Here is a 22,250-nt window from a genome sequence, read left to right on the forward strand (position 1 = left end):
ACAGAACGCATGACCGGAAAGCAGAACCCCGTCCTCGGTTTCGCCGCCCAGCCCGACGTGCAGGACGTGCTGGTCCACTGGCGCCGCTGGATGGAGAGCGAGCGCAACGTCTCGCCCCACACGCTGACCGCCTACATCGGCGACGTCGCGACCTTCCTGGAATTCATCACCGGCTATCAGGCGAAGCCGCCGTCGATGAACGACCTCGCCGCGCTGACCGTCACCGACTTCCGCTCCTGGCTGTCCCACCTCGCCATGAAGGGGATCGGCTCCAACAGCCGGTCGCGCGCCCTGTCGTCGGTGCGCAACCTGTTCCGCTGGATGGACCGCGACGGCCGCCTGCACAACCCGGCGATCAACACCTTCTCCGGCCCACGCATCAAGCGCCCGGCGCCAAAGCCGCTGACCGTGCTGGACGCCGACCGCCTGCTGGAGGAATCGGAGAAGGAGCCGGACGAACCGTGGGTCGGCAAGCGCGACCGGGCGCTGTTCACCCTGCTCTACGGCTGCGGCCTGCGCATCTCGGAGGCGCTGAACCTGACGCGCCGCGAGGCGCCGCTGGGTGAGACGCTGCGCGTCACCGGCAAGGGCAACAAGGAACGGATCGTCCCGGTGCTGCCGGCGGTGACGGAGGCGGTGCTCGCCTACATGGACGCCTGCCCCTACCGCCAGGGTCCGGACGCGCCGCTGTTCGTCGGGGTGCGCGGCGGGCAGCTCGCCCCGGCCATCGCGCAGCGGCGGATGCGCGACCTGCGCCGCCTGATGGGGCTTCCGGAGACCGCGACGCCGCACGCGCTGCGGCACAGCTTCGCCACGCATCTGCTGGCGGACGGCGGCGATCTGCGGGCGATCCAGGATCTGCTGGGCCACGCCTCGCTGTCGACGACGCAGCGCTACACGGACGTGGAGAGCGAGCAGCTGATGCAGGTGTACCGCTCGGCGCACCCGCGGGCGAAGAAGACGCCGTAGAGTCGGAAGGTGGGAGGTGCATTGCCCCCTCCCCGACCGGAGCGACCCCACTTGAAGTCCCCTCTACCCTCTGGGGAGAGGGTTAGGGTGAGGGGGTTGCGCTTTTGCCGAACTTCCCATAAGCGCAACCCCCTCACCGGCCCTCCGGGCCACCCTCTCCCCGGAGGGGAGAGGGTTATGAGAGAAGCGCGCCTCAGATGTGCAGGGCGCGGCCGTCCACGGCGAGGGCGGCTTCCTTGGTCACTTCCGACAGGGTCGGGTGGGCGTGGCAGGTGCGGGCGATGTCCTCGGCCGACGCGCTGAACTCCATCGCCACGGCCAGCTCGCCGACCATCTCCGACACGTTCGGGCCGACCATGTGGACGCCCAGCACCTTGTCGGTGCGCGCGTCGGCCAGGATCTTCACGAAGCCGTCGGTGGTGCCGCTGGCGCGGGCGCGGCCGTTGGCGGTGAAGGGGAACTTGCCCGCCTTGTAGGCGACGCCGGCGGCCTTCAGCTCCTCCTCGGTCTTGCCGACCGCGGCCACTTCCGGCCAGGTGTAGACGACGCCGGGGACGAGGTCGTGGTTGACGTGGCCGGCCTGGCCGGCCAGCAGCTCGGCGAGCGCGACGCCCTCCTCCTCGGCCTTGTGGGCCAGCATCGGGCCTTCGACCACGTCGCCGATGGCGTAGATGCCCGGCACGTTGGTCTCGAAATGCGCGCCGATCTTCACGCGGCCGCGGTTGTCCATCTCCACGCCGACGGCGTCGAGGCCCAGGCCGTTGGTGAAGGCGCGGCGGCCGATGGCGACCAGCACGACGTCGGCCTCGACCTCCTCGGCAGTGCCGCCGGCGGCGGGCTCGACCGAGAGGGTGACGCCGGTGTTGGTGACCTTGGCGCCGGTGACCTTGGAGCCGAGCTTGAAGGTCATGCCCTGCTTGCCCAGGATGCGCTGCATCTGCTTGGACACCTCGCCGTCCATGGTTGGCAGGATGCGGTCCAAGAACTCGACCACGGTGACCTGCGCGCCGAGGCGGCCCCAGACCGAGCCCAGCTCAAGGCCGATGACGCCGCCGCCGATGACGACGAGGCGCTTCGGCACCTCCGGCAGCTCCAGGGCGCCGGTGGAGGAGACGATCTTCTGCTCGTCGATCTCGATGCCCGGCAGCGGGGTGACTTCCGAGCCGGTGGCGATGACGATGGCCTTGGAGGCCGTGACGGTGCCCACACCCTCGACCTCGACGGTGTTCGGGGCGGTGATGCGGCCGGCACCCTTCAGCCAGGCGATCTTGTTCTTCTTGAACAGGAACTCGATGCCGCCGGTGTTCTCTTTGACGACCTTGTCCTTGTGGGACAGCATGCCCGGCAGGTCCAGCTCCACGCCGCCGACCTTGATGCCGAACTTGGCGAGGCCGTGCTTGGCCTCCTCGAACTTCTCCGACGCGGCGAGCAGCGCCTTGGAGGGGATGCAGCCCACATTCAGGCAGGTGCCGCCCAGCGCGCTGCGCTTCTCGACGCAGGCGACTTTGAAACCGAGCTGCGCCGCACGGATCGCGCAGACATACCCGCCGGGACCGCCGCCAACCACGACGACGTCGAAAGTGCTTTCAGCCATTGGGGGCTTTCCTTCCGCCATTTTTGTGTTCGCCAAAAGCCTTCCCGTCCAGCGGGGAGGGCCGCGCGCCGATTTATGCCGCCGCTCACGCCAACTGGCAACGGAACAGTTCGTCCGGAGGGAGGGATGCCGGGTTGAGCGACCGGCATGGGAACGCGCGGGAACCGCCCCGAATTGATGGTAATCAGCGGCGGACCCCCGGTCTCCCCGTCGCGATGCTCCGGCTCCCGCCGCGTCTCCGGGATCCGGACCATCCGCCGGACTGCGCCATCACGCAGGAAAAGCGCGGCGAGGATTGGCCCCAGGGCCAAGACGCACAAGGCGAAACATCACGACGGGACGGTGGACCGGCCTCCGAAGACGCTGAAACGGAAGGAATACAGCGCGGAGCCGGCGAGACTCCGTATGGAACTGGCAAAGCTTCAGGAGCGGGTACGCCCGCGCGTCTTCCGCGTCGTCGCACCGCCCATCCCGATGGAGCGCGAAATGTCGCAGATGTCCATCCAGCGCTTCATTCCCCATTTTCCCGCGACGGGCGAGCACATGGTCTTCGACCGGAGCTGGCAGAACCGCGCCGGAGTCGCGCGGGTCATGGGCTTCTGCACGGGCGCGCAAGACCTGGAAGCTGTCACCCACGCACCTGAAACCCGACAACCGCTGGCACAACCATTCCCGCAGCCGTTGTCACTCCTTGAACAGTGTCTTTTCTTCGATCTTCATTGGACTCCCCCACAACTCGGGCCTGAACATGCCTCCTTTGTAATCCGGCTGATTGATGACGGAAACAGCAATGAAGAACGGACGATTTTTCTCACTAAGATCGACATCTTCAAGCTTGGTAACGCTCTGCAATTCCAAATCATAGACATAGGCAACGCGCTTTCCAGTTTCCCAGTAACCAGCAAGAGCAGGCTGCTCTCCCCTCACCGCGTTCTCCGGAAAGTAGCCACGCGCCACAAGAACCGAAATGCAGTTCAGGGTTGGATTGTGGCGAAGAAGGTCCGTCTGCTTTTCGATATCATCATCGAAACGCTTCCAGGCATTCCCAAGCGGATCGACATGAGACTGATTGATGCACTTCAGCTCCACGTATGTGTCGTCCCCAAAGAGGAGCCCCTTCTTTCTCAGAAGAAAATCTGAACATGCCGCTGAGCGTTGGTCGAGGGTGACCCCCGCCCTATTGATGTACTGCCCCATTACGGTATAAGGATAGGTTTCTTCCCGCGCGCAAGTGAAGCCGTAGCCCTCATCGGTGGCAATCTTCAAGAAGCCGTAGGCGATTTCGAGCTGCAACCAGACTTCCCAGCCGCCCGTGATCGCCTTGCTCGTGGAAAATTCTTCGAACTTGGGGTAATCGATCAAGCTTTTGTCGAAGCATTTTTTGATGGTTTCCAGAAACTGCTGGCAGCGCATAGCGGTGTTCCATCCTCAGTGCCGGCCCGAAGCGGTGCTTCGGGTCTCGGCAAAAGGACGGTCCCGCGATGCACGGCGTGAGGATCACTCCGTGAGGAAGTCCAGCAGCGCCCGCGCCGTCTCCTCCGGCGCCTCCTCGGGGATGAAGTGGCCGGCGGGCATTTCCTGGCCCGCGATGGCCGGGGCGTAGCCGCGCCAGATGCCCAGCGGGTCGTCGTAGAGGCGCCCGACCGCGCTGTTGCGGCCCCACAGGAACAGGGCCGGCCCTTCCACCTTGCGGCCCGCCGCGCGGTCGGCGCGGTCGTGCTCCAGGTCGATGCTCGCCGCGGCGCGGTAGTCCTCGCACATGGCGTGGACGGTGGCTGGGTCGCGGAAGGCGGCGCGGTAGGCCTGCATCGCATCCGGCTCGAAGATATCGGCGCTGCTGCCGATCGAGCCGAGCACCTGCCCCAGATAGAAGTCGGGGTCCGACCCGATCAGCCGTTCCGCCAGATTGTTCGGCTGGATCAGGAAGAACCAGTGGTAATAGGCGGTCGCCATGCGCTGGTCGATGCGGGCGAAGACCTCCAGCGTCGGCACCACGTCGAGGAAGGCGACGCGCTCGACCCGGTCGGGATGGTCGAGGACCAGCCGGTGGGCCACCCGCGCGCCGCGGTCGTGCCCGGCCAGCCGGAAGCGGTCGAAGCCCAGCGCGGCCATCACCGCCACCTGGTCGCGCGCGTTGGCGCGTTTGCAGTAGGTCTCGTGCGCGGAATCGCCCGGCGGCTTCGACGATTGGCCGTACCCCCGCAGGTCGGTCAGCACCACGGTGAAGCGTTCGGCCAGCCGCGGCGCGACCCGGTTCCACAGGGCGTGGCACTGCGGAAAGCCATGCAGCAGAAGGAGCGGCGGCCCCTCGCCGCCGACCAGCGTGTGGATCTCGGCGCCGTCGGTGGCGATGCGGTGGCGGGTGAACCCTTCGAACATGCGCGCCCTCCCCTATCCGTTTGAGTGTGGAGAACTGTCCTTCCGCATCGCGGGTCTTCGGAAACCTTGGGTGGGTTTCTCGCGTTTTTCAGGCGATTGTTTTCGACCTCAAGAGGAAAAATGCCATGCGCAGCCTGAAGAAGCTCGTCCTTTTCGCCGCCCTGGGTGCCGCCCTGACCACCAGCCTCGCCGCCTGCAACACCGTCGAAGGCATGGGCCAGGACGTGCAGGCGGGCGGCCGCGCCATGGAGCGCTCGTCGGACAGCGTCCAGAAGAAGATGTGATCGCGCGGCGCGGACGCCCCGGAGCCCGGGCTCCGGGGTTTCAGCGCCCCGCTCTCCAGCGCCTCGGCGCTCAGCGCTGCATGCGCTTGATGGTGTTGGTCGTGCTCTGGCCGTCCACGAGGTCGGCCAGCACGACCTTGCCACCGTAGCTCTGCACAAAGCCGGCGCCGACCACCGTGGCGACCGTGTAGTCCGCCCCCTTGACCAGCACGTCGGGCCGCAGGGCGCGGATCAGTTCCTCCGGCGTGTCCTCGCCGAAGACCACCACCAGATCGACGCAGGCCAGCGAGGCGAGCACCGTCGCCCGCGCCGTCTCGGTCTGCACCGGGCGCGTCTCGCCCTTCAGCCGCTTCACCGAGGCGTCGCTGTTGAGCCCCACCACCAGCACGTCGCAGGCCGCCTTGGCCTGGTTCAGCAACGAGATGTGGCCGGGGTGCAGCAGATCGAAGCAGCCGTTGGTGAAGCCCACCCGCTTGCCGCGGGCGCGCCAGCGTTCGGCCCGCTCGACCGCCTGCTCCAGCGTGTCGACCTTCTCCTCGCCGCTGCGCCATTCCTGCTCGTGCAGGGCGGACAGCAGCTCCGGCGCGCGGACCACCGCGGTGCCGACCTTCCCCACCACGATCCCGGCGGCCAGATTGGCCAGCCGCGCCGCGTCGGTCAACTCGACCCCCACCGACAGGGCCGAGGTCAGCGTCGCCACCACCGTGTCGCCGGCGCCCGACACGTCGAAGACCTCGCGCGCGTTGGCCGGCAGATGGGTGGCGCCGTCGCGGGTGACCACGGACATGCCGCGCTCGCTGCGCGTCGCGACCACCGCGTCGATGCCGCAGGTCTCCAACAGGAAGCGGCAGGCGGCCTCGACCTCGGCGTCGCTGTCGGCGGGCATCCCCGTCGCCTGGATCAGCTCCTTGCGGTTGGGCGTGATCACGCTGGCCCCGCGGTAGCGCCCGAAATCGTCGCCCTTGGGATCGACCACGACCGGAAGCCCGGCCTCGCGCGCCGCCTGGATGAGTTGCGCCACCAGAGCGTCGGTCAGCACGCCCTTGCCGTAGTCGGACAGGATCACCGCGCCCACCGTTAGCAGTCCGGTGCGGGCGGCGACCATCACCTCCTCCTCCGACGCGATGGCGGCGATGGACTCGGCGTCGGCGCGCAGAAGCTGCTGGCGGCCGGCGATGAAGCGCGTCTTGACGGTGGTCTGGCGCCCCGGCTCGGCCACCAGCCCGCCGCAGTCGCCGGTCTCCTTCGCCACGAGGCGGACCAGCTCCAGCCCCGCCGCGTCCTCGCCGACCACCGACACGAAGCGGCAGCCGGCGCCCAGCGCCATGAGGTTGGCGGCCACGTTGCCGGCGCCGCCGAGCATGGCCGTCTCGCGCTCGATCCGCAGAACGGGGATCGGCGCTTCGGGGGACACGCGGTCGACCGACCCGTAGATGAATCGGTCGAGCATGACGTCGCCGACGCACAGCACGCTGGCGCGGGACAGGGAGTCGATGTGACGGGCAAGGTCGCTCATGCCGGTTCTACTACCAATCTTGGAAGTGGCGCGCCAGAGGAGAGCGCGGCCCCGGACCGAGCGCTACGCCTATTCGAAGGCCGGGACCTCGTGCCGCAGGTCGCCGGTGCCCTTGGCGAAGGTCAGGGTCAACTGCCCCTGCAGCTCCCGCTCCGCCGCCTCGCCGGTCCCCGGAAGGGAGGGCGGCAGCGGCGGGCTGACCAGGATGCCGGCGGCGGCCAGCGCGTCGCCCAGCGCCGTCGTCCGGTTGGCGGGGACGCAGAAGGCGATGACCGCCATCACGTCGGAGAACAGCGTGTGATCGACGATCCAGCCGCCGTTGCCGGTGATCCCGTCTGCCGCCGCCATCAGCGCGGCGGTCCGGTCGGTCTGCAAAACCGCTTCGAATCGCAGGATGGACATGGCCTGCCCTCCTTTTCGGGCTGTTCGGAAGAACCAGTATGGACCGGCGGCAGCGCGCCCTCAACCGGACAAAACCCCGCACCGACCCGGCTGCGGCTAGGCAGCCGCCCCCGCCTGACCTATCTTCCGCCATCCTCTCCCCCGGACCCTGCCCCCGGACGCCGCCCATGCCCATGCCCTCCGTGACGCGCAGCCTGTCGGCCAAGCTGCTGGTGCTGACCGTGCTGTTCGTCCTGCTGGCCGAGGTGCTGATCTACACGCCGTCCATCGCGCGTTACCGCCTGACCTATCTGGAGGAGCGGCTGGCCGCCGCCCATCTCGCCGCCCTGTCGGTCGAGGCGACGCCGGACATGATGGTGGCGATGGAGCTTCAGAACGAACTGCTGGCCCATGTCGGCGCCCACGCGGTGGAGCTGATCCGCCCGGACAGCCGGGTCTACATGCTGTCCCGCTCCATGCCGCCGACGGTGGACGCCGTCTTCGACCTGCGCGCCACCATGGCGCCGCGGCTGGCCGCCGACGCCTTCATGGCGCTGGCCCAGCGGCGGGACCGGGTGATCCGGGTGATCGGGCCGTCGCCCAAGGACCCTGCGTTCCAGGTCGAGATGGTGATCGACGAGCGGCCGATGATCCGGGCGATGGTCGACTTCTCGGGCCGCATCCTGGCGCTGTCGGTGGCGATCTCGCTGATCGCGGCGGTGCTGGTCTTCGTCTCGCTGACCCGGCTGCTGGTGCGGCCGATGCGCCGCCTGACCGAGGGGCTGGTCGCCATCCGCCGCGACCCCGACGGCACGCCGCCCTTCCAGCCGAGCACCCGCACCGACGAGATCGGCGTGGCGGAACGCGAGCTGGCCGACATGCAGGCCACCATCCGCAACGCGCTGCGCCAGCGCGAGCGGCTGGCCGCTCTGGGCACCGCGGTCGCCAAGATCAACCACGACCTGCGCGCCATCCTGTCCACCGCCGCCCTGCTGTCGGAGCGGCTGGCCGAAAGCGCCGATCCGGAGGTGCGGCGGGTCACGCCGCGGCTGATGGCTTCCATCGACCGGGCGGTGGAGCTGTGCGGCCAGACGATGACCTACACCCGCGACGGCCTGCTGCCCCTGGCGCGGGCCGCGGTGCCGCTGCGCCCGCTGGTCGAGGAGGCCGGGGCCGCGGCGCTGGCCGCCCTGCGCCCGGATGGGGAGCGGGCGGAGCTGCGCTGGAACAACCGGGTGCCGGAGGGGCTGACCGTCCGCGCCGACGCCGCCCAGCTCTCCCGCGCGCTGGTCAATCTGGGGCGCAACGCGGCGCAGGCGGGGGCCGGAGCGGTGACGGTGATGGTGGAGACCCGGCCCGGCGGCGGGCTGCTCCTGCTGGTCGCCGACGACGGGCCGGGCCTGCCGCCGCGGGCGCGGGACAACCTGTTCCAGCCCTTCGCCGGCTCCGCGCGGGCGGGCGGCGTCGGGCTGGGCCTCGCCATCGCGCGGGAGGTGCTGCGCGCCCATGGCGGCGACCTGCGGCTGATGGAAAGCACCGCGGCGGGCACCGTCTTCGCGCTGGAGCTTCCCCCGGGGATCGTCGTGGAGGGGGCCGCCCGCTTGGGCGAAATGCCCACATCGGATTCGCCCATCCCGGATTGATTTCCGGCGCCCGCTCCACCAGAATTCGCGGCACGGTCAACCCGTCGGCATCCCGCCGGGCGCACGCCCCGCGCGGGACCGGCAGCGAAGGAAGGGAACGGGACTTTGGAAGGCACGGGCAAGTGGATCACCGGGGGGATCCTGGGCTTCATGGCGTTCATCGGCCTGCTGGCGGCGTCGCGCGCGGCGGACACGGCGTTCTATTACGGCGGTTGGCTGCTGGCCATCGGCTGCATCGGGACGATCTTCATGATGGTCACGAAGCACTACAACCACATGGACGAGCAGATCGCCCGCCAGCGCGAGCAGGAATAACCCCCAAACCCCTTCAACCGGTGGAGGCCGGGCATGCCGTGGGACCCCGAGCAATACGCACGGTTCGAGTCCTGGCGCCGCCGCCCGGCCCACGACCTCGTGGCGGCCCTGCCCTCCCTGACCCCGCGGACGGTGGTCGATCTCGGTTGCGGGGCCGGGCAGCTTGCCCGCCGGCTGGCCGAACGCTGGCCGGAGGCCGAGGTGCTGGGGGTGGACAATTCCCCGGCCATGCTGGAGCGCGCGCGGACCACGCCGTCCGGCGTGCGCTGGCTCCAGGCCGACCTGCGCGACTGGCGCCCCGATCGGCCGGTCGATCTGCTGATCTCCAACGCCGCCCTGCAATGGCTGGACGGGCACGAGCGGCTGTTTCCGGACCTGCTGCGGGCGCTGGCCCCCGGCGGGGTGCTGGCCGTGCAGATGCCCCGCAACTTCGACGCGCCCTCGCACCGCTTGCTGTACGAGACGGCGGCGGACGGCCCCTGGGCCGAGCGGCTGGCCCCGGTCCTGCGCACCGCCCCGGTGCACGCGCCCGACGTCTATTACGGCTGGCTCGCCCCGCTCACCCGTCGCCTGGACCTCTGGGAGACCGAGTATCTCCAGGTTTTGGAAGGCGACGATCCGGTCCTGCAATGGACACGCGGCACGACGCTGCTGCCCGTCCTGGACACGCTGGCGGGCGCGGAGCTGGACGCCTTCCTGGCGGCCTACCGCGCCCGGCTCGCCGCCGCCTATCCCCGACGCCCCGACGGCCGCACGCTGTTTCCCTTCAAGCGGCTGTTCCTGGTGGCGCGGGTGTAGGCGGGCGCTTCCACGACGTTACGATGCCGGCTTCGGCTGCTTGGCGGCGGTGAGGATGTTCGCCACGCCCACCGCGTTCATGCCGGCGCGGCTGCCGATAACCGACAGCGATTCGCCGTGCTGCGCCTCGATGTTGGCGGCCTTGAGCGCCTGGATGGCCTTGTCGGGGTCCAGCCCGAAGACCGGCGCCACCGTCGCCAGCGGGGCGTTCGCCACCGCCCGCATCATCGCGCCGGGGCCGCCGGTGGAGGCCGGCGTCCCGGTCATCGCGGTGAAGACCAGCGAGCCGGCAACGCTGACCACGAAGGCCGACAGCGCCACGTTGCGCTTGAAATACTGAAGGAATGCCGTCCAGTTGCGCGCCAGATGCCACAGGCCGATGGCCGAGAAGCCGACGCTGAGCCATTCGTGGGAAAAGCGCACCAGATTGCCGTTCCAGTGCAGCAGCAGCATGATTCCCGTCACTGTGGAGACCACGAACAGGACGATGGTCACCGGCGTGACGATCTGCCGGGTGATGGTGGAGGAGAGGGAGGGCATGGGGACGGCTCGCGGGTTGAACGGAATGCGGCCAAAGTGAGGCCGGATTGTAACCGCTTGATGTCCCGCGCTGCCGCCGAACGTAACAGAGTGTAACGGCGCCTTTCCGGCTCACGCCTTCTCGATGTAGGCCAGCAGCGGCTCCCAGTCGGCGCGGTGCTCGGCGGCGCGCTTGCCGGTCAGGTCGAACAGGCTGAGGCCGGAGGCCGCGGCGTCGGCGTAGATCTGGCTGTCGCGCAGGCGGGTCACCACGCTGTGCCCGACCCCGCCGAGGAACTGGTCCAGCCGGTCCGCCGCCTTGGTGCGGGGGCGCAGGCGGTTGCCGACCACCGCCACCGACTTGCGGTTCTTGGCGATCGACTTCAGCTCCTCCAGCTTGCCGAGGAAGCGCTGCGTCGCCTGCTCGTCAAAGGCGCTGGGCAGCACCGGCAGCACGACGACGTCGGCCATCCGCACCAGATCCTCGATCTGCTTGGTCTTCAGCGCGGCCGGCGCGTCGATGACGAGGCGCTGGATGCCCTTCGGCGCGTCGGACAGGTCCTTCGCCCAGTCCAGACCGACCAGGGCGGAAGCCGTGGCCGGGCGGCGGGCCAGCCAGCCGAGCGAGGAGCGCTGGCGGTCCACGTCGGCCAGCGCCGTGCTGTGACCGGCGGCGGCGCAGGCCGCGGCGAGGTGGGTGGCGATCGTGGTCTTGCCGCAACCGCCCTTGATGTTGGCGACGAGGATGGTCCGCATGGGGGGAAAGGTTACCCCTCCCGGTCGGGCTTTGACCAGAAGGCTTTCGCGTCGGCGAACTCCTTCCACAGGTCGCGGAGCGACGGTTCGGACTCCGCCACGCCGCGGGCGTGCCAGCCGATGACGATGCCGGCGGCGCGCGGCTCGCCCGGCTCGGGCCGGCTGCCGTCGTCGTGCAACTCGTGCAGCAGGCGGGTCGCCGTCGCCACGTCGTTCAGATGGCCCAACGCGTCCTGGAAGGCCGACAGGTCCTGGATGTAGCGGCGGGCCGGCTTGTCGTCGTAGAGGCTGCGGAAGAACTCCGCCGCGTAACGCAGCTTCTTCAAGGCGATGCGCAGCTCGTGCCGCTCGGTCACCGACAGGCTCGCGAAGCCGTGACCGGCGCGGCGGGCCTTCTTGGCGCGGCGCGACAGCAGATGGTCGGCCAGATCCTCCACCGGGTCGAACAGCCGGGCGGAATGCTCGCTGACCGGCTGGTCGCGCCAGCCCCGCGACTCGACCCAGGCGCCGAACGTCAGCAGGAAGGTGGTGTAGCGCTCCGACCGGATGGCCTCGCGCACCCCCTCATAGGCGCGGTCGCGGCGGGCGCGCGCCGCGGCGGCGAGCGCGTCGATGTCCTCCTGGAGCGGCTTGCCGTGGCCGTCGGCGCGGTGGAAGGAGTCCTTCACCGGCTCCAGCAACTCGGCCAGGAAGACGTCCCAGTCGCGCGCCGGGCCAAGGCTGCCGCCCAGCCACTTCACCTCGCCGACCAGCCAGGCGTAGGAGTCGGCGGGAATGAAGTGCTTGAACAAAGCGAGCGCCGAGCGCAGGCGGCGCAGCGCCACACGCATCTGGTGGACGCCCTCCGCATCCTCGCCGACCAGGGTGACGGCTTCGTTCGCCAGCATGTGGCCGATGCAGGAGCGCAGGATGCGTGCCAGCGCGCCTTCCACCGTGGTGTCGCGGTCCAGTTCCAGCTTGCCCGCCTTGACCACCTTGTCCACCGTCCCGTCGGCGAGCGCGTAGCCGCGCTCCGCCTTGGTGCGCGGGTCGAGCCGCAGCGGGGCGGCCTGGGCCAGCTCCAGCGCCAGATCGTAGAGGGCGGCGGCGGAGCCTTCGAGAAGCTCCAGCTCCACCTCCGACACCGGGATGGAGGCGCCGTCCGGGCCGCGAACTTCGCCGCTGTCGAAGGCGACCTCGATGCGGCTGGCACTTTCGCCCTCGCCCATCGTCACCACCCGCACGGTGCGCTGGATGAGCGTGGTGAAGAGCGGCTGCAACTCCGCCGCGCCGACCGAGCCCAGCAGGTCCAGCGCGTCTTGCGATTCGATGGCCGACAGGTCGGGAGCCGGTCCGGCGACCGGATGCTCCCACTCCGCCCGGCTAAGCTCGCCGCTCTCCGGCGCGCCCTTGACCGTCTGGAGATACTGGTTGCCGACCTTGCGCACGCGCAACGTCACCAGACGCCCGGCCAGACGCCGGTCGGCGGTGTCGTAATAGGTGCTTTCCAGGGTCTTGGTGCCGGCTTTTCCCTTGGCTCGGGACGCGACCGCCGGGCAGGACCGGAGCTTCGCCATGTCTTCGGCCCTGACGGCCAGCTTCAGCTCGGTTTCCCGGTTGGACTCCGCTTCGACCACCATTCGTGCCCCGTCGTTTCCGGTGGGTCCCCGTTTTGCACAGGCCCCAGCCACGGTCAAGTTACAGAACCATGACGCTTTTGTTGCAACCTTCCGTGATCAGGCCTCCGGCTTTTCCAAAACCAGGAGCTTGGACATGTAGGCCAGCGACGTGTCGCGCAGGCGCAGCCCGGCGGCGGCGAACAAGGCAAACAGGTCGTCACGGGCGTAATGGGCGTAGAAGGGCTCGTGGAAGGACTGCGGGAAGCGGTCGATCAGCCCGTCCATCATCGGGTTGTCGCCGTACTGCACGCTGTCCATGAAGACCAGGATTCCGCCGGGCTTCAGCACGCGGGCCATCTCGGCGGCGGCCTGGGCCCGGATCTTCGGCGGCAGCTCGTGGAACAGGTAGATGCAGGTCACGATGTCCTGCGACCCGGTGGCCAGCGGGATCGCCTCGGCCGCCGCCTGGACCAGCGCGCTGCTGCGCGCCCAGGGGGCGAGGTTGCGCCGCGCCTCGCGCAGATAGGCCGGGGAGAGGTCGAGCGCGGTGACCGGCAGACGCGGGTGGTTGTCCTTCACGAAAGTCAGGAAGCGCCCCGTCCCGGCGGCCACGTCGAGCAGGCGGCAATCGGCGCTGCGGCGCGTTTTCAAATACTCAAAGATCGGCACCAGGGTTTGGCGGCGCATGGCGTCGGCGCCGCCGCCGAACAGCACCTCCACCTGATGGTCGTACAGGCGGGCGCTCTCCTCGGTCAGGTAGCCGCCGGTCTGATAATGGAAGTTCTGGCGGTAGTAGGCGGGCAGCCCCCCGCTGCCGGGCGGCGGGTCGGCGCGCACCTCCACCGCCGCGTGGTCGCGCCGCCGCCGCGACACCTCCGGCACGTCGCGGAAGAAGGCCGCGGCCTCGGTCAGCAGCCGGCGCGGGTCGGGCAGCAGATCGTGCGGCAGGCGGTAGTAGCCGGCTTCGATGTTGGCGAGGTCGCGGGCCAGCAGCGCGCGCAGCTCCTCCAGGATCGCGCGGGTGCCGGGCACCGGACGGGCATCGGGAGGGCTTTGCCGCGGCGGTCCGGTGATCCGCCGGCCGATCCGCGCGGCCATCATGTACTGGCCAAGGAACCAGGCGACGCGGGCGGACTGGCTGGCCGCGTAAGCAAGCCGGGGAGACAACCGGGGGGCTGGCCGGGGAGCTGGCCGGGCGGAGGACTGCGGGGTGATCCTGTTCATGAGGATAGAGATGGGATCGGCGGTCCCGCCCGCCCAGAGCCCGGTCCTTTCGCCGCATGGGGCAACCGGTCGCCCACGCGGGCCGTTGCAAAGCGTGCGCCCCTGTGCTGGATTGCCGGGCAAAAGTTCAACCCGCAGGGACAGCAACCATGACCGAGTTCAACACCATCGACGACCTCGACGTGAACGGTAAGACGGTGCTGGTGCGTGCCGACCTCAACGTCCCGATGCAGGACGGCAAGGTCTCCGACACGACCCGCATCGACCGTCTGGCGCCGACTCTGACCGAGCTGGCGAAGAAGGGTGCGAAGGTCGTGGTTCTGTCGCACTTCGGCCGCCCGAAGAACGGCCCGGACGCCAAGAACTCGCTGCGCAACGTGCTGGACGCGCTGAGCGCCGCCGTCGGCCAGACCGTCGCCTTCGGCGAGGATTGCGTCGGCGAGAAGGCCAAGGCCGCCATCGACGGCGTGCGGCCGGGCGCCATCGTGCTGCTGGAGAACACCCGCTTCCACGCGGAAGAGGAAAAGAACGATCCGGCCTTCGCCAAGCGGATCGCCGAACTCGGCGACCTCTACGTCAACGACGCCTTCTCCGCCGCGCACCGCGCCCACGCCTCGACCGAGGGCGTCGCCCGGTATCTGCCGGCCGCCGCGGGCCGCCTGATGCAGGCCGAGCTTGAGGCGCTGACCAAGGCGCTGGAGAAGCCGGAGCGTCCGGTGGCCGCCGTCGTCGGCGGCGCCAAGATCTCCACCAAGCTGGACCTGCTCGGCAACCTAGTGAAGAAGGTCGACATGCTGGCGCTGGGCGGCGGCATGGCCAACACCTTCCTCTTCGCCCAGGGCGTGGATGTCGGGGCCTCGCTCTGCGAGAAGGACATGGCCGATCAGGCCCGCGCCATCATGGAGACCGCCAAGGCCGCCAACTGCGAGCTGCTGCTGCCCAAGGACTTCATCGTCGCCAAGGAGTTCAAGGCCGGTGCGGCCAACCGCGCCGTTCCGGCGGACGGCATCGGCGCCGACGAGATGGCGCTGGACGTCGGCCCCAAGACGGTCGAGTTCCTCGGCCTGAAGCTCCAGGGTGCGAAGACGGTGGTGTGGAACGGCCCGCTGGGCGCCTTCGAGATCCAGCCCTTCGACGGCGGCACCAACGCCGTCGCCGGCCTCGTCGCCGAGCGCACGTCGGAAGGCGGCCTGCTGTCGGTGGCCGGCGGCGGCGACACCGTGGCGGCGCTGGCCCACGCCGGCGTGGAGGAGAAGTTCACCTACATCTCCGCCGCCGGCGGCGCCTTCCTGGAGTGGCTGGAAGGCAAGGACCTGCCGGGCGTTGCCGCGCTGAAGAAGAAGTAAGGTTTGGGGGATTGGGTGGGTGGTCGAGGCGAGCCCCCACCCTTCCCACGGCTCCGCCGCGGGCCCCTTCCCTCCCCCGCTTCGCAGGAGAGGGAGTTGATCCCCTCCCCTGCGGAGCGGGGGAGGGTTAGGGAGGGGGCAATGCTTCCCTCACAAAAACACGTATCTCACAACGGCCGCCGCGCCTTCAGCGCCGCGGTCAGCGTCCCGTCGTCCAGATAGTCCAGTTCCCCGCCCACCGGCACGCCGTGGGCCAGACGGGACACGGAGACCCCGCTGCCGGACAGGCGGTCGGTCACCACATGGGCGGTGGTCTGCCCGTCCACCGTGGCGTTCAGCGCCAGGATGACCTCGGTCACCGCCGGGTCCTTCGCGCGCTCCACCAGGGACGGGATGTTCAGATCGTCCGGCCCCACCCCCTGCAAGGCCGACAGCGTGCCGCCCAGCACATGGTAGGTGCCGTGGAAGGCGCGCGTACGCTCCAGCGCCCAGAGGTCGCCGGCATCCTCCACCACGCAGATGGTCGAGCGGTCACGGCTGTGGTCGGAACAGACGGAGCAGGGGTCGCGGCTGTCGAGGTTGCCGCAGACCGAGCAGTTGCGGATGGCCTCCGCGGCGAGCGCCATGGATTCGGACAGCGGCACCAGCAGGCTGTCGCGACGCTTCATCAGGTGCAGCGCCGCCCGCCGCGCCGACCGCGGCCCCAGCCCCGGCAGCTTGGACAGGAGCTGGATCAGGCGCTCGATTTCAGGTCCGATCATTCAAGGCTTCGCTGGCACGGCTTCGTTTTTTTAAAAGGGCGGCCGGGCCGCCTTCGCGCCCGGCCTTTCAACGCTTAGAACGGCAGCTTCATGCCCGGCGGCAGCTTCATCCCGCCCATCAGGTTCTGGGTCTCGTTGGCGACGTGCTGCTCCACCTTGGCCTTGGCGTCGTTGAAGGCGGCGATGATGAGGTCCTCCAGGACCTCGATGTCCTCCGGATCGACGATCGACTTGTCGAGCTTGATCTTCTTCATCTCGCCCTTGCCGTTCACCGTCACGTTGACCATGCCGGCGCCCGACTGGCCGGTCATCTCGACCTCGCCCAGGCGGGCCTGCATCTCCTGCATCTTGGCCTGCATCTGCTGGGCCTGCTTCATCATCTGGCCGAGGTTCTTCATGGGTCAGAAATCTCCTTCATCGTCGAGCGGGTAATAAACCCCGTCGTCCTGCTGCATGACCATAAGGTCGGGATTCTCCCCGTCATCCGCAACCTGGGGCTCGGCCTCGACCGCCGCCTTGAGGTCGCGGACATCGGTGATCTTCGCGCCGGGGAAGGCGTCCAGAACGGCGCGCACCACCGGATGCGCCTCCGCCTCCTCCAGTGCGCGCCGCTGGGCGGCCTGCTCCTGCTGGATCAACGTCGGCTCGCCCGGCGCGTCCGAGACGATGACGACCCAGCGCTGGCCGGTCCATTCCGTCAACAGTTGGCCGACGCGATTCGGCAGGGTCGCCGGCGCCAAAGTCGTCAGGCGCAGCTCCAGCCGCCCCGGCTCCATACGCACCAGATGGACGCTGCCGGTCAGGTGGCCGTAGAGCGCACCCTCGCGCTTCTCCGCGAAGACCTGGACCAGGGTACGGAAGTCGCGCGGCATCGCCACACGCTCCTCGTCCGCCACGGCGACGGCAACGGTTTGCACAGGCTGCTGGCTCGGCTGAGGGCTCGCCTGAACCTGGGCGACGGCGCGCACGGCGGAGCCGCCGACCGCCACCGGCCCACCACCGGGACCGCGCGGGGCCGGATTGCCACCCTGGCCGCCTTGCCCGCCGCCATTCTGCACATTCTGGAACTGGCGGATCAGGTCGCCGGGAGTCGGCATGTCGGCGGCGTAGGACAGCCGCACGATGACCATCTCCAGCGCCTGCTGCGGCACCGGGGCCGCCTGCACCTCGCCCAGCCCCTTCAGCAGGAGCTGCCACGCGCGTGTCAGCGCCGGCATGCCGAGCTTGGCCGACAGGGCGGCGCCGCGGGTGCGCTCCGCCTCCGGCAGGCCGGGGTCGTTGGCGCTGTCCGGCACGACCTTCAGCCGCGTCAGATTGTGCACGAGGTCGAGAAGGTCCTGCAGAATCACCACCGGATCGGCGCCGACGCGGTGCAGGTCGGACAGCAGGTCCATCGCCTCCGCCGGCCTGGCCGAGACGGCGGCCTCGAACAGGTCGATCACCTTGCTGCGGTCGGCCAGACCCAGCATGTCGCGCACCTGCTGCGCGGTCACCGTGCCGGCGGCCAGCGCGATGGCCTGGTCGAGCAGCGACAGCCCGTCGCGCACCGACCCGTCGGCGGCCCGCGCGATCAGCGCGGCGGCGTCCGGCTCGATCCCCGCCCCCTCCAGGCCGGTGATGCGGGTAAAGTGCTCCTTCAGCACCTGGGCGTCGACGCGCCGCAGGTCGAAGCGCTGGCAGCGCGAGAGCACCGTCACCGGCACCTTGCGGATCTCGGTGGTGGCGAAGACGAACTTCACATGGGCCGGCGGTTCCTCCAGCGTCTTCAGGAGCGCGTTGAACGCGCTCTTGGAGAGCATGTGGACCTCGTCGATGATGTAGAGCTTGTAGCGCGCCGAGACCGGGGCGTAGCGCACGCCGTCGATGATCTCGCGGATGTCGTCCACGCCGGTGTGGCTGGCGGCGTCCATCTCCATCACATCGACGTGGCGGTCCTCGGCGATGGCGCGGCAATTGTCGCAGACGCCGCAGGGCGTCACCGTCGGCCCGCCGCTGCCGTCCGGCCCGGTGCAGTTCAGCGCGCGGGCGATGATGCGGGCGGTGGTCGTCTTGCCCACGCCGCGCACGCCGGTCAGCATGAAGGCCTGGGCGATGCGGCCCGAATGGATGGCGTTGGTCAGGGTGCGGACGAGCGCGTCCTGCCCGATCAGCTCGGCAAAGCTCTTCGGACGGTATTTCCGCGCCAGAACCCGGTAGGCGAGGCCCCCGGACGTCCCGGAAACGGAAGAGGATGCATCGGCAACGGTGGTATCGGTCACGCGGCTGGCCCGGTAATCGGCTTCACGACGGAGCGCAGAATAGCGTCACGGCACGGGGCTGTCGCCGTTTGAATTCGCTGCCGGATTTTATGGGGAAGGGTGGGAGACTGGACGAACGACCCGAGCCGAAACTCGTTACGGCTGCTTCCTTCCGGACCTGACCGGGTTGGCGAGGGACTCGTCCGCCGCCAGCCTCCCGCGCTCTATATCGGCGATAGGGCCGTCATATGCAAGGCCAATCTGCCGGCTTTCCGGTTGAGGCGGAACGAAAAAGCCCCGCGTCCGATGGAGCGCGGGGCTTTTGCCGGTTTCCCGGACGGGACCGCCCTAGATAAGGCCGCCGCGGGTTACTGCGGCAGCGGCGCCGGGCTGTCGGCCAGGGAACGCAGATAGGCGATGATGTTCGCCCGGTCCTGGTCCTTCTTGACGCCGGCGAAGGTCATCTTGGTGCCCGGCGCGTAGGCCTTCGGGTCGTAGAGGAAGTGGTTCAGCTCGTCGTAGTTCCAGGGGCCGGCCTTGCCCTTGATGGCGTCGGAATAGGCGAAGCCGTCCAGATGGCCGTGCGGGGCGCCGACGATGCCGTAGAGGTTCGGGCCGACCTTGTTCGGGCCGCCCTTGTCGAAGCTGTGGCAGGCGGCGCAGGCCTTGGCCGCGGACTGGCCGGCGGCGGCGTCGGCCTTGGCGAGCAGCGGGGCGATCTCGGCGGGGCCGGACGGGGCCGCGCCACCGCTGGGAGCCGGAGCGGCGCCCTCCGGCATGGCCACCACATAGCCGGGTTTCTCAGGCGTCTTCGGGTGCACCAGAACTTCCGCGGCGAAGCCGGCCAGCATGGCGATCAGACCCGCCAGCAGCACGGCGCCGAAAATCTTGTTCCACTCCATGCTCATAACGTCTTGTTCCCCTTTTTTGTCGTGCCGCGGGTCCGTCGCCAGGGCTGGCTGGTTCTCCGCCGCACGATAGCGTGACCGCGGCGGCTTGTCACCGCTTCGGCCCCCTCCCTTGCCACAGGAATATCGGTTCTCCGACTGTTGGCCAGTTGAATATTGGAGTGACGCCGCTTGACGCAAAGGGCGATCCATGGTTCACCCGCCCCACCTTTCCGACGCGACAGGGGGCCGTTCCACACATGAACGCCAACGCAAATATCCAGAGCACGGCGAACCCGCCGCCCTCGAATCCAATCGTCGTGATCCCCGCCCGCATGGCCTCCACCCGCCTGCCGGGCAAGCCGCTGGCCGACATCGGCGGGGCGCCGATGATCGTGCAGGTGTGGCGCCGCGCCATGGAGGCGGAGATCGGCCCGGTGGTGGTCGCCTGCGCCGAGCCGGAGATCGCTGCGGCGGTGGAGGCGGCGGGCGGCACCGCCGTGCTGACCCGGCCCGACCATCCCTCGGGCTCCGACCGCATCTTCGAGGCGGTCAGCCTGCTCGACCCGGAGGGAAAATACGACGCGGTGGTGAACGTGCAGGGCGACCTGCCGACCATCGAGCCGGCGGTGGTCCGCGCCGCCTTCGCCCCGCTGTCCGACCCGCAGGTGGACATCGCCACCCTGGTGGTCGAGATCACGCGGGAGGAGGAGCGCACCGACCCCAACGTGGTGAAGGCCATCCTGGAGCTGCCGCCCGGCGCCCGGCGGGGCCGCGCCCTCTATTTCAGCCGCGCCACCGCGCCCTGGGGCGACGGGCCGCTGTTCCACCACATCGGGCTCTACGCCTACCGACGCGCCGCGCTGGAGCGCTACGTCCGGCTGCCGCCCTCGGCGCTGGAGCAGCGGGAGCGGCTGGAGCAGCTCCGCGCCCTGGCCTTCGGGATGCGCATCGACGCCGCCGTCGTTGACGCGGTTCCGCTCGGCGTCGATACTCCCGCCGACCTGGAGCGCGCCCGCGCGATCCTCGCCAAGCGCACCCCCCTTTAAAAGAAGACCTCCCGATGACGACCTCGAACGTGATCGCCTTCCAGGGCCTGCCCGGCGCCTATTCGGACCTGTCCTGCCGGACGGTCTTTCCGGAGATGACGACGCTGCCCTGCGCCACGTTCGACGACGCCTTCGCCGCCGTGCGCGAGGGGCGCGCGGCGCTCGCCATGATCCCGGTGGAAAACTCCATCGCCGGGCGCGTGGCCGACAACCACCATCTGCTGCCCGAAGGCGGCCTGCACATCATCGGCGAGCACTTCCAGCGGGTGAACCACCAGCTCCTCGCCCCGAAGGGCGCGACGCTGGCCGGGCTGAAGACGGTGCGCAGCCACATCCAGGCGCTGTCCCAGTGCCGCAACATGACGCGGGAACTGGGGCTGACGGCGATCTCCCACGCCGACACCGCGGGCGCCGCCGCCGAGATCGCCAAGCTGGGCGATCCGCAGCACGCCGCCATCGCCTCCTCGCTCGCCGCCGACATCTACGGGCTGGACATCCTGAAGGGCGGCATCGAGGACGCGGAGCACAACACCACCCGCTTCCTGATCCTGTCGCGCGAGCCGAAGACCCCGCCGCTGCCCGCCGAGGGGACCGGGGCCAAGATCATCACCACCTTCGTCTTCCGCGTGCGCAGCGTGCCGGCGGCCCTCTACAAGGCGCTGGGCGGCTTCGCCACCAACGGCATCAACATGACGAAGCTGGAAAGCTACATGGTGGGCGGGCACTTCACCCAGACCCAGTTCTACGCCGACGTGGAGGGCCATCCGGAGGAGCGCTCCCTGCGTCTGGCGCTGGAGGAGCTGGCCTTCTTCGCCCGCGCCGGCGAGGTGAAGATCCTGGGCGTCTACCCCGCCAACCCCTTCCGCTATCAGGAAAGCCAGCGCATCGGCGAGGATTGAGCATCCCCCCACTTGCCCCCACCCTTCCCACGGCTTCGCCGCGGGCCCCTTCCCTCCCCTGCGAAGCGGGGGAGGGCTAGGGAGGGGGCAATGAGCGAGGGGGCACGCGATGCGACGCCCTCACTCCCCCTCGGCGATCCACTCGTCGATCAGGCGGCGGGCGATGCTGTCGGGGCGGGCGAGGCGGAATTCCTCGCTGGGCGTGACGGTCCGCAGAAACTCGCGGTCGAACCAGTGGGCCGTCTCCAGCTCCTCCATATCCGTCTGGATGTCCAGCGTCACCGCCCGCGCGCTGAAGCCCAGCATCAGCGAGGACGGGAAGGGCCAGGGCTGGGACGAGTGGTAGCGGATGTCGGTGACCTCCAGCCCCACCTCCTCCAGCACCTCGCGCCTGACGCTGTCCTCCAGGCTTTCGCCCGGCTCGACGAAGCCGGCCAGCACCGAATGCATGCCCGGCGGGAAGCGGGAATTGCGGCCCAGCACCATGCGCCCGGCCCCGTCATGGACCAGCATGATGACCGCCGGGTCGGTGCGCGGGAAATGGTGGGTGGCGCAGTCCGGGTTGGTGCAGACACGCACATGCCCGCCCTCGGCACCCGCCGCGACCGAGCCGCAGACGCCGCAGAAGCGATGCCGGGCGTTCCACCACGTGATGCCGCGGGCGTAGGCGCACAGCCCGGCCTCCGTCGCCTCCATCACCGGGCCGACGGCGCGCAGGTCCTCGAAACGGCCGAGCCCGGCCAGGGCCGGATGCTCCTCCGGCGCTTCCAGGCCGGTCAGGTCCACGGTGAAGTGCGGAACGCCGTCGAGCAGGCCGAGGAACACCGGCTCCACCCCCCAATCGCCACCACAGGCGACGGCGACCGCGTGGGCCGAGTCGGCGTCGCCGGTCACGAAGTTGCGCGACTTCGCCACGGGCAGCAGGCGCGCAGTCGGCGAGGCCCAGGCGTCGTTCAGCCAGTCCTTGTCCTTGCGGCGCACGCCAGCGCGGTCGAGCGGAATGCCGGCATAGGCGTTCGGGGAGGCGTTCGGGCGGTCGGGTGGGGAGGAGCGGTGGTGCATGGCGAAGAGGCTGCCACAAGCCCGCGAAACGGG

22 protein-coding genes, 1 other RNA gene and 1 pseudogene are annotated in these 22,250 nt (G+C 69.5%); 9 read left to right on the forward strand and 15 right to left on the reverse strand.

Annotated elements, in window-relative coordinates:
• Positions 1-9 precede the first annotated feature (9 nt).
• A complete protein-coding gene (locus ACWPN5_RS15270) occupies positions 10-969 on the forward strand; it encodes a tyrosine recombinase XerC (protein WP_492296129.1) in 960 nt (319 codons plus the stop codon).
• 193 nt (positions 970-1,162) lie between these two features.
• Here ACWPN5_RS15270 and lpdA read toward each other — a convergent pair whose 3' ends face one another.
• A complete protein-coding gene (lpdA, locus tag ACWPN5_RS15275; protein WP_145681410.1) occupies positions 1,163-2,563 on the reverse strand; it encodes a dihydrolipoyl dehydrogenase in 1,401 nt (466 codons plus the stop codon).
• Positions 2,564-2,968: 405 nt separating this feature from the next.
• Here lpdA and ACWPN5_RS15280 point away from each other — a divergent pair.
• Positions 2,969-3,211: pseudogene (locus ACWPN5_RS15280) on the forward strand (polyphosphate kinase 2); the annotation flags it as partial.
• Between the two features lie 36 nt (positions 3,212-3,247).
• Here ACWPN5_RS15280 and ACWPN5_RS15285 read toward each other — a convergent pair.
• Together ACWPN5_RS15285 and ACWPN5_RS15290 are read right to left on the reverse strand one after the other, a co-directional pair.
• Entirely contained in the window at positions 3,248-3,976 is a 729-nt protein-coding gene (locus ACWPN5_RS15285; protein ID WP_492296402.1) for a hypothetical protein, read from the reverse strand.
• A gap of 84 nt (positions 3,977-4,060) precedes the next feature.
• Positions 4,061-4,942, reverse strand: a complete 882-nt coding sequence (locus ACWPN5_RS15290) for an alpha/beta fold hydrolase (protein WP_492296131.1) — start codon at positions 4,940-4,942, stop codon at positions 4,061-4,063.
• A 125-nt stretch (positions 4,943-5,067) separates the two neighbouring features.
• Here ACWPN5_RS15290 and ACWPN5_RS15295 point away from each other — a divergent pair, with 125 nt between their 5' ends.
• Entirely contained in the window at positions 5,068-5,226 is a 159-nt protein-coding gene (locus tag ACWPN5_RS15295; protein ID WP_114857656.1) for an entericidin A/B family lipoprotein, read from the forward strand.
• 70 nt (positions 5,227-5,296) lie between these two features.
• Here ACWPN5_RS15295 and rfaE1 read toward each other — a convergent pair whose 3' ends face one another.
• Together rfaE1 and ACWPN5_RS15305 are read right to left on the reverse strand one after the other, a co-directional pair.
• Positions 5,297-6,742, reverse strand: coding sequence for a D-glycero-beta-D-manno-heptose-7-phosphate kinase (rfaE1, locus tag ACWPN5_RS15300; protein WP_492296133.1), 1,446 nt, complete (start codon positions 6,740-6,742; stop codon positions 5,297-5,299).
• Between the two features lie 69 nt (positions 6,743-6,811).
• Positions 6,812-7,144, reverse strand: a complete 333-nt coding sequence (locus ACWPN5_RS15305) for a hypothetical protein (protein WP_137139239.1) — start codon at positions 7,142-7,144, stop codon at positions 6,812-6,814.
• A 167-nt stretch (positions 7,145-7,311) separates the two neighbouring features.
• On the opposite strand from ACWPN5_RS15305, the gene ACWPN5_RS15310 reads away from it, so the two are divergent.
• From ACWPN5_RS15310 to ACWPN5_RS15320, 3 genes are all read left to right on the forward strand, one after another.
• A complete protein-coding gene (locus tag ACWPN5_RS15310; protein ID WP_492296134.1) occupies positions 7,312-8,766 on the forward strand; it encodes a sensor histidine kinase in 1,455 nt (484 codons plus the stop codon).
• 150 nt (positions 8,767-8,916) lie between these two features.
• On the forward strand, positions 8,917-9,081 hold the full coding sequence (locus ACWPN5_RS15315) for a hypothetical protein (protein WP_160174793.1): 165 nt from the start codon (positions 8,917-8,919) through the stop codon (positions 9,079-9,081).
• Between the two features lie 33 nt (positions 9,082-9,114).
• Entirely contained in the window at positions 9,115-9,879 is a 765-nt protein-coding gene (locus tag ACWPN5_RS15320) for a methyltransferase domain-containing protein (RefSeq protein ID WP_492296135.1), read from the forward strand.
• A gap of 18 nt (positions 9,880-9,897) precedes the next feature.
• Here ACWPN5_RS15320 and ACWPN5_RS15325 read toward each other — a convergent pair whose 3' ends face one another.
• The 4 genes from ACWPN5_RS15325 to ACWPN5_RS15340 form a co-directional block, all read right to left on the reverse strand.
• Positions 9,898-10,419: a DUF4405 domain-containing protein gene (locus tag ACWPN5_RS15325; RefSeq protein WP_145681403.1), complete on the reverse strand. Its 522-nt coding sequence runs from the start codon at positions 10,417-10,419 to the stop codon at positions 9,898-9,900.
• Between the two features lie 111 nt (positions 10,420-10,530).
• The gene (locus ACWPN5_RS15330) at positions 10,531-11,154 is read right to left on the reverse strand and encodes a nucleotide-binding protein (RefSeq protein WP_119509532.1); all 624 of its coding nucleotides are present in this window, start codon (positions 11,152-11,154) and stop codon (positions 10,531-10,533) included.
• 11 nt (positions 11,155-11,165) lie between these two features.
• Positions 11,166-12,773, reverse strand: coding sequence for a CYTH and CHAD domain-containing protein (locus ACWPN5_RS15335; RefSeq protein ID WP_492296137.1), 1,608 nt, complete (start codon positions 12,771-12,773; stop codon positions 11,166-11,168).
• Between the two features lie 96 nt (positions 12,774-12,869).
• Complete coding sequence (locus ACWPN5_RS15340) at positions 12,870-13,919, reverse strand: class I SAM-dependent methyltransferase (protein WP_492296139.1); 1,050 nt, start codon at positions 13,917-13,919, stop codon at positions 12,870-12,872.
• Positions 13,920-14,125: 206 nt separating this feature from the next.
• Between ACWPN5_RS15340 and ACWPN5_RS15345 the strand changes: the two genes are divergently transcribed.
• A complete protein-coding gene (locus ACWPN5_RS15345) occupies positions 14,126-15,322 on the forward strand; it encodes a phosphoglycerate kinase (protein ID WP_492296141.1) in 1,197 nt (398 codons plus the stop codon).
• Between the two features lie 167 nt (positions 15,323-15,489).
• Here the strand turns inward: ACWPN5_RS15345 and recR are convergent, their stop codons facing one another.
• The 5 genes from recR to ACWPN5_RS15370 form a co-directional block, all read right to left on the reverse strand.
• On the reverse strand, positions 15,490-16,083 hold the full coding sequence (gene recR / locus ACWPN5_RS15350) for a recombination mediator RecR (RefSeq protein ID WP_014239410.1): 594 nt from the start codon (positions 16,081-16,083) through the stop codon (positions 15,490-15,492).
• 74 nt (positions 16,084-16,157) lie between these two features.
• On the reverse strand, positions 16,158-16,481 hold the full coding sequence (locus ACWPN5_RS15355) for a YbaB/EbfC family nucleoid-associated protein (RefSeq protein ID WP_014239409.1): 324 nt from the start codon (positions 16,479-16,481) through the stop codon (positions 16,158-16,160).
• A gap of 3 nt (positions 16,482-16,484) precedes the next feature.
• Positions 16,485-18,341: a DNA polymerase III subunit gamma/tau gene (locus ACWPN5_RS15360; protein WP_492296143.1), complete on the reverse strand. Its 1,857-nt coding sequence runs from the start codon at positions 18,339-18,341 to the stop codon at positions 16,485-16,487.
• A gap of 99 nt (positions 18,342-18,440) precedes the next feature.
• An RNA gene (ffs, locus tag ACWPN5_RS15365) (signal recognition particle sRNA small type) lies at positions 18,441-18,538 on the reverse strand.
• Positions 18,539-18,688: 150 nt separating this feature from the next.
• Complete coding sequence (locus ACWPN5_RS15370) at positions 18,689-19,228, reverse strand: c-type cytochrome (RefSeq protein WP_492296145.1); 540 nt, start codon at positions 19,226-19,228, stop codon at positions 18,689-18,691.
• Between the two features lie 239 nt (positions 19,229-19,467).
• On the opposite strand from ACWPN5_RS15370, the gene ACWPN5_RS15375 reads away from it, so the two are divergent.
• Positions 19,468-20,256, forward strand: a complete 789-nt coding sequence (locus ACWPN5_RS15375) for a 3-deoxy-manno-octulosonate cytidylyltransferase (protein ID WP_145681397.1) — start codon at positions 19,468-19,470, stop codon at positions 20,254-20,256.
• Between the two features lie 14 nt (positions 20,257-20,270).
• Positions 20,271-21,155 (forward strand): prephenate dehydratase, encoded by an 885-nt coding sequence (locus ACWPN5_RS15380; protein ID WP_114857668.1) that lies wholly within the window; start codon positions 20,271-20,273, stop codon positions 21,153-21,155.
• A 120-nt stretch (positions 21,156-21,275) separates the two neighbouring features.
• Here ACWPN5_RS15380 and nudC read toward each other — a convergent pair whose 3' ends face one another.
• Positions 21,276-22,217 carry an NAD(+) diphosphatase gene (nudC, locus tag ACWPN5_RS15385; protein WP_492296147.1) on the reverse strand — a complete coding sequence of 314 codons (942 nt, stop codon included), beginning with the start codon at positions 22,215-22,217 and terminating at the stop codon, positions 21,276-21,278.
• Between the last annotated feature and the right edge of the window lie 33 nt (positions 22,218-22,250).

The organism is Azospirillum sp. UENF 211521 (assembly GCF_058780535.1).

What these genes read in the sequence shown, in the direction of transcription:
- ACWPN5_RS15270 (WP_492296129.1), top strand. Translation starts at nt 10, where the DNA reads ATGACCGGAAAGCAGAACCCCGTCCTCGGTTTCGCCGCCCAGCCCGAC.
- lpdA (WP_145681410.1), bottom strand. Translation starts at nt 2,563, where the DNA reads ATGGCTGAAAGCACTTTCGACGTCGTCGTGGTTGGCGGCGGTCCCGGC.
- ACWPN5_RS15285 (WP_492296402.1), bottom strand. Translation starts at nt 3,976, where the DNA reads ATGCGCTGCCAGCAGTTTCTGGAAACCATCAAAAAATGCTTCGACAAA.
- ACWPN5_RS15290 (WP_492296131.1), bottom strand. Translation starts at nt 4,942, where the DNA reads ATGTTCGAAGGGTTCACCCGCCACCGCATCGCCACCGACGGCGCCGAG.
- ACWPN5_RS15295 (WP_114857656.1), top strand. Translation starts at nt 5,068, where the DNA reads ATGCGCAGCCTGAAGAAGCTCGTCCTTTTCGCCGCCCTGGGTGCCGCC.
- rfaE1 (WP_492296133.1), bottom strand. Translation starts at nt 6,742, where the DNA reads ATGAGCGACCTTGCCCGTCACATCGACTCCCTGTCCCGCGCCAGCGTG.
- ACWPN5_RS15305 (WP_137139239.1), bottom strand. Translation starts at nt 7,144, where the DNA reads ATGTCCATCCTGCGATTCGAAGCGGTTTTGCAGACCGACCGGACCGCC.
- ACWPN5_RS15310 (WP_492296134.1), top strand. Translation starts at nt 7,312, where the DNA reads ATGCCCATGCCCTCCGTGACGCGCAGCCTGTCGGCCAAGCTGCTGGTG.
- ACWPN5_RS15315 (WP_160174793.1), top strand. Translation starts at nt 8,917, where the DNA reads ATGGCGTTCATCGGCCTGCTGGCGGCGTCGCGCGCGGCGGACACGGCG.
- ACWPN5_RS15320 (WP_492296135.1), top strand. Translation starts at nt 9,115, where the DNA reads ATGCCGTGGGACCCCGAGCAATACGCACGGTTCGAGTCCTGGCGCCGC.
- ACWPN5_RS15325 (WP_145681403.1), bottom strand. Translation starts at nt 10,419, where the DNA reads ATGCCCTCCCTCTCCTCCACCATCACCCGGCAGATCGTCACGCCGGTG.
- ACWPN5_RS15330 (WP_119509532.1), bottom strand. Translation starts at nt 11,154, where the DNA reads ATGCGGACCATCCTCGTCGCCAACATCAAGGGCGGTTGCGGCAAGACC.
- ACWPN5_RS15335 (WP_492296137.1), bottom strand. Translation starts at nt 12,773, where the DNA reads ATGGTGGTCGAAGCGGAGTCCAACCGGGAAACCGAGCTGAAGCTGGCC.
- ACWPN5_RS15345 (WP_492296141.1), top strand. Translation starts at nt 14,126, where the DNA reads ATGACCGAGTTCAACACCATCGACGACCTCGACGTGAACGGTAAGACG.
- recR (WP_014239410.1), bottom strand. Translation starts at nt 16,083, where the DNA reads ATGATCGGACCTGAAATCGAGCGCCTGATCCAGCTCCTGTCCAAGCTG.
- ACWPN5_RS15355 (WP_014239409.1), bottom strand. Translation starts at nt 16,481, where the DNA reads ATGAAGAACCTCGGCCAGATGATGAAGCAGGCCCAGCAGATGCAGGCC.
- ACWPN5_RS15370 (WP_492296145.1), bottom strand. Translation starts at nt 19,228, where the DNA reads ATGAGCATGGAGTGGAACAAGATTTTCGGCGCCGTGCTGCTGGCGGGT.
- ACWPN5_RS15375 (WP_145681397.1), top strand. Translation starts at nt 19,468, where the DNA reads ATGAACGCCAACGCAAATATCCAGAGCACGGCGAACCCGCCGCCCTCG.
- ACWPN5_RS15380 (WP_114857668.1), top strand. Translation starts at nt 20,271, where the DNA reads ATGACGACCTCGAACGTGATCGCCTTCCAGGGCCTGCCCGGCGCCTAT.
- nudC (WP_492296147.1), bottom strand. Translation starts at nt 22,217, where the DNA reads ATGCACCACCGCTCCTCCCCACCCGACCGCCCGAACGCCTCCCCGAAC.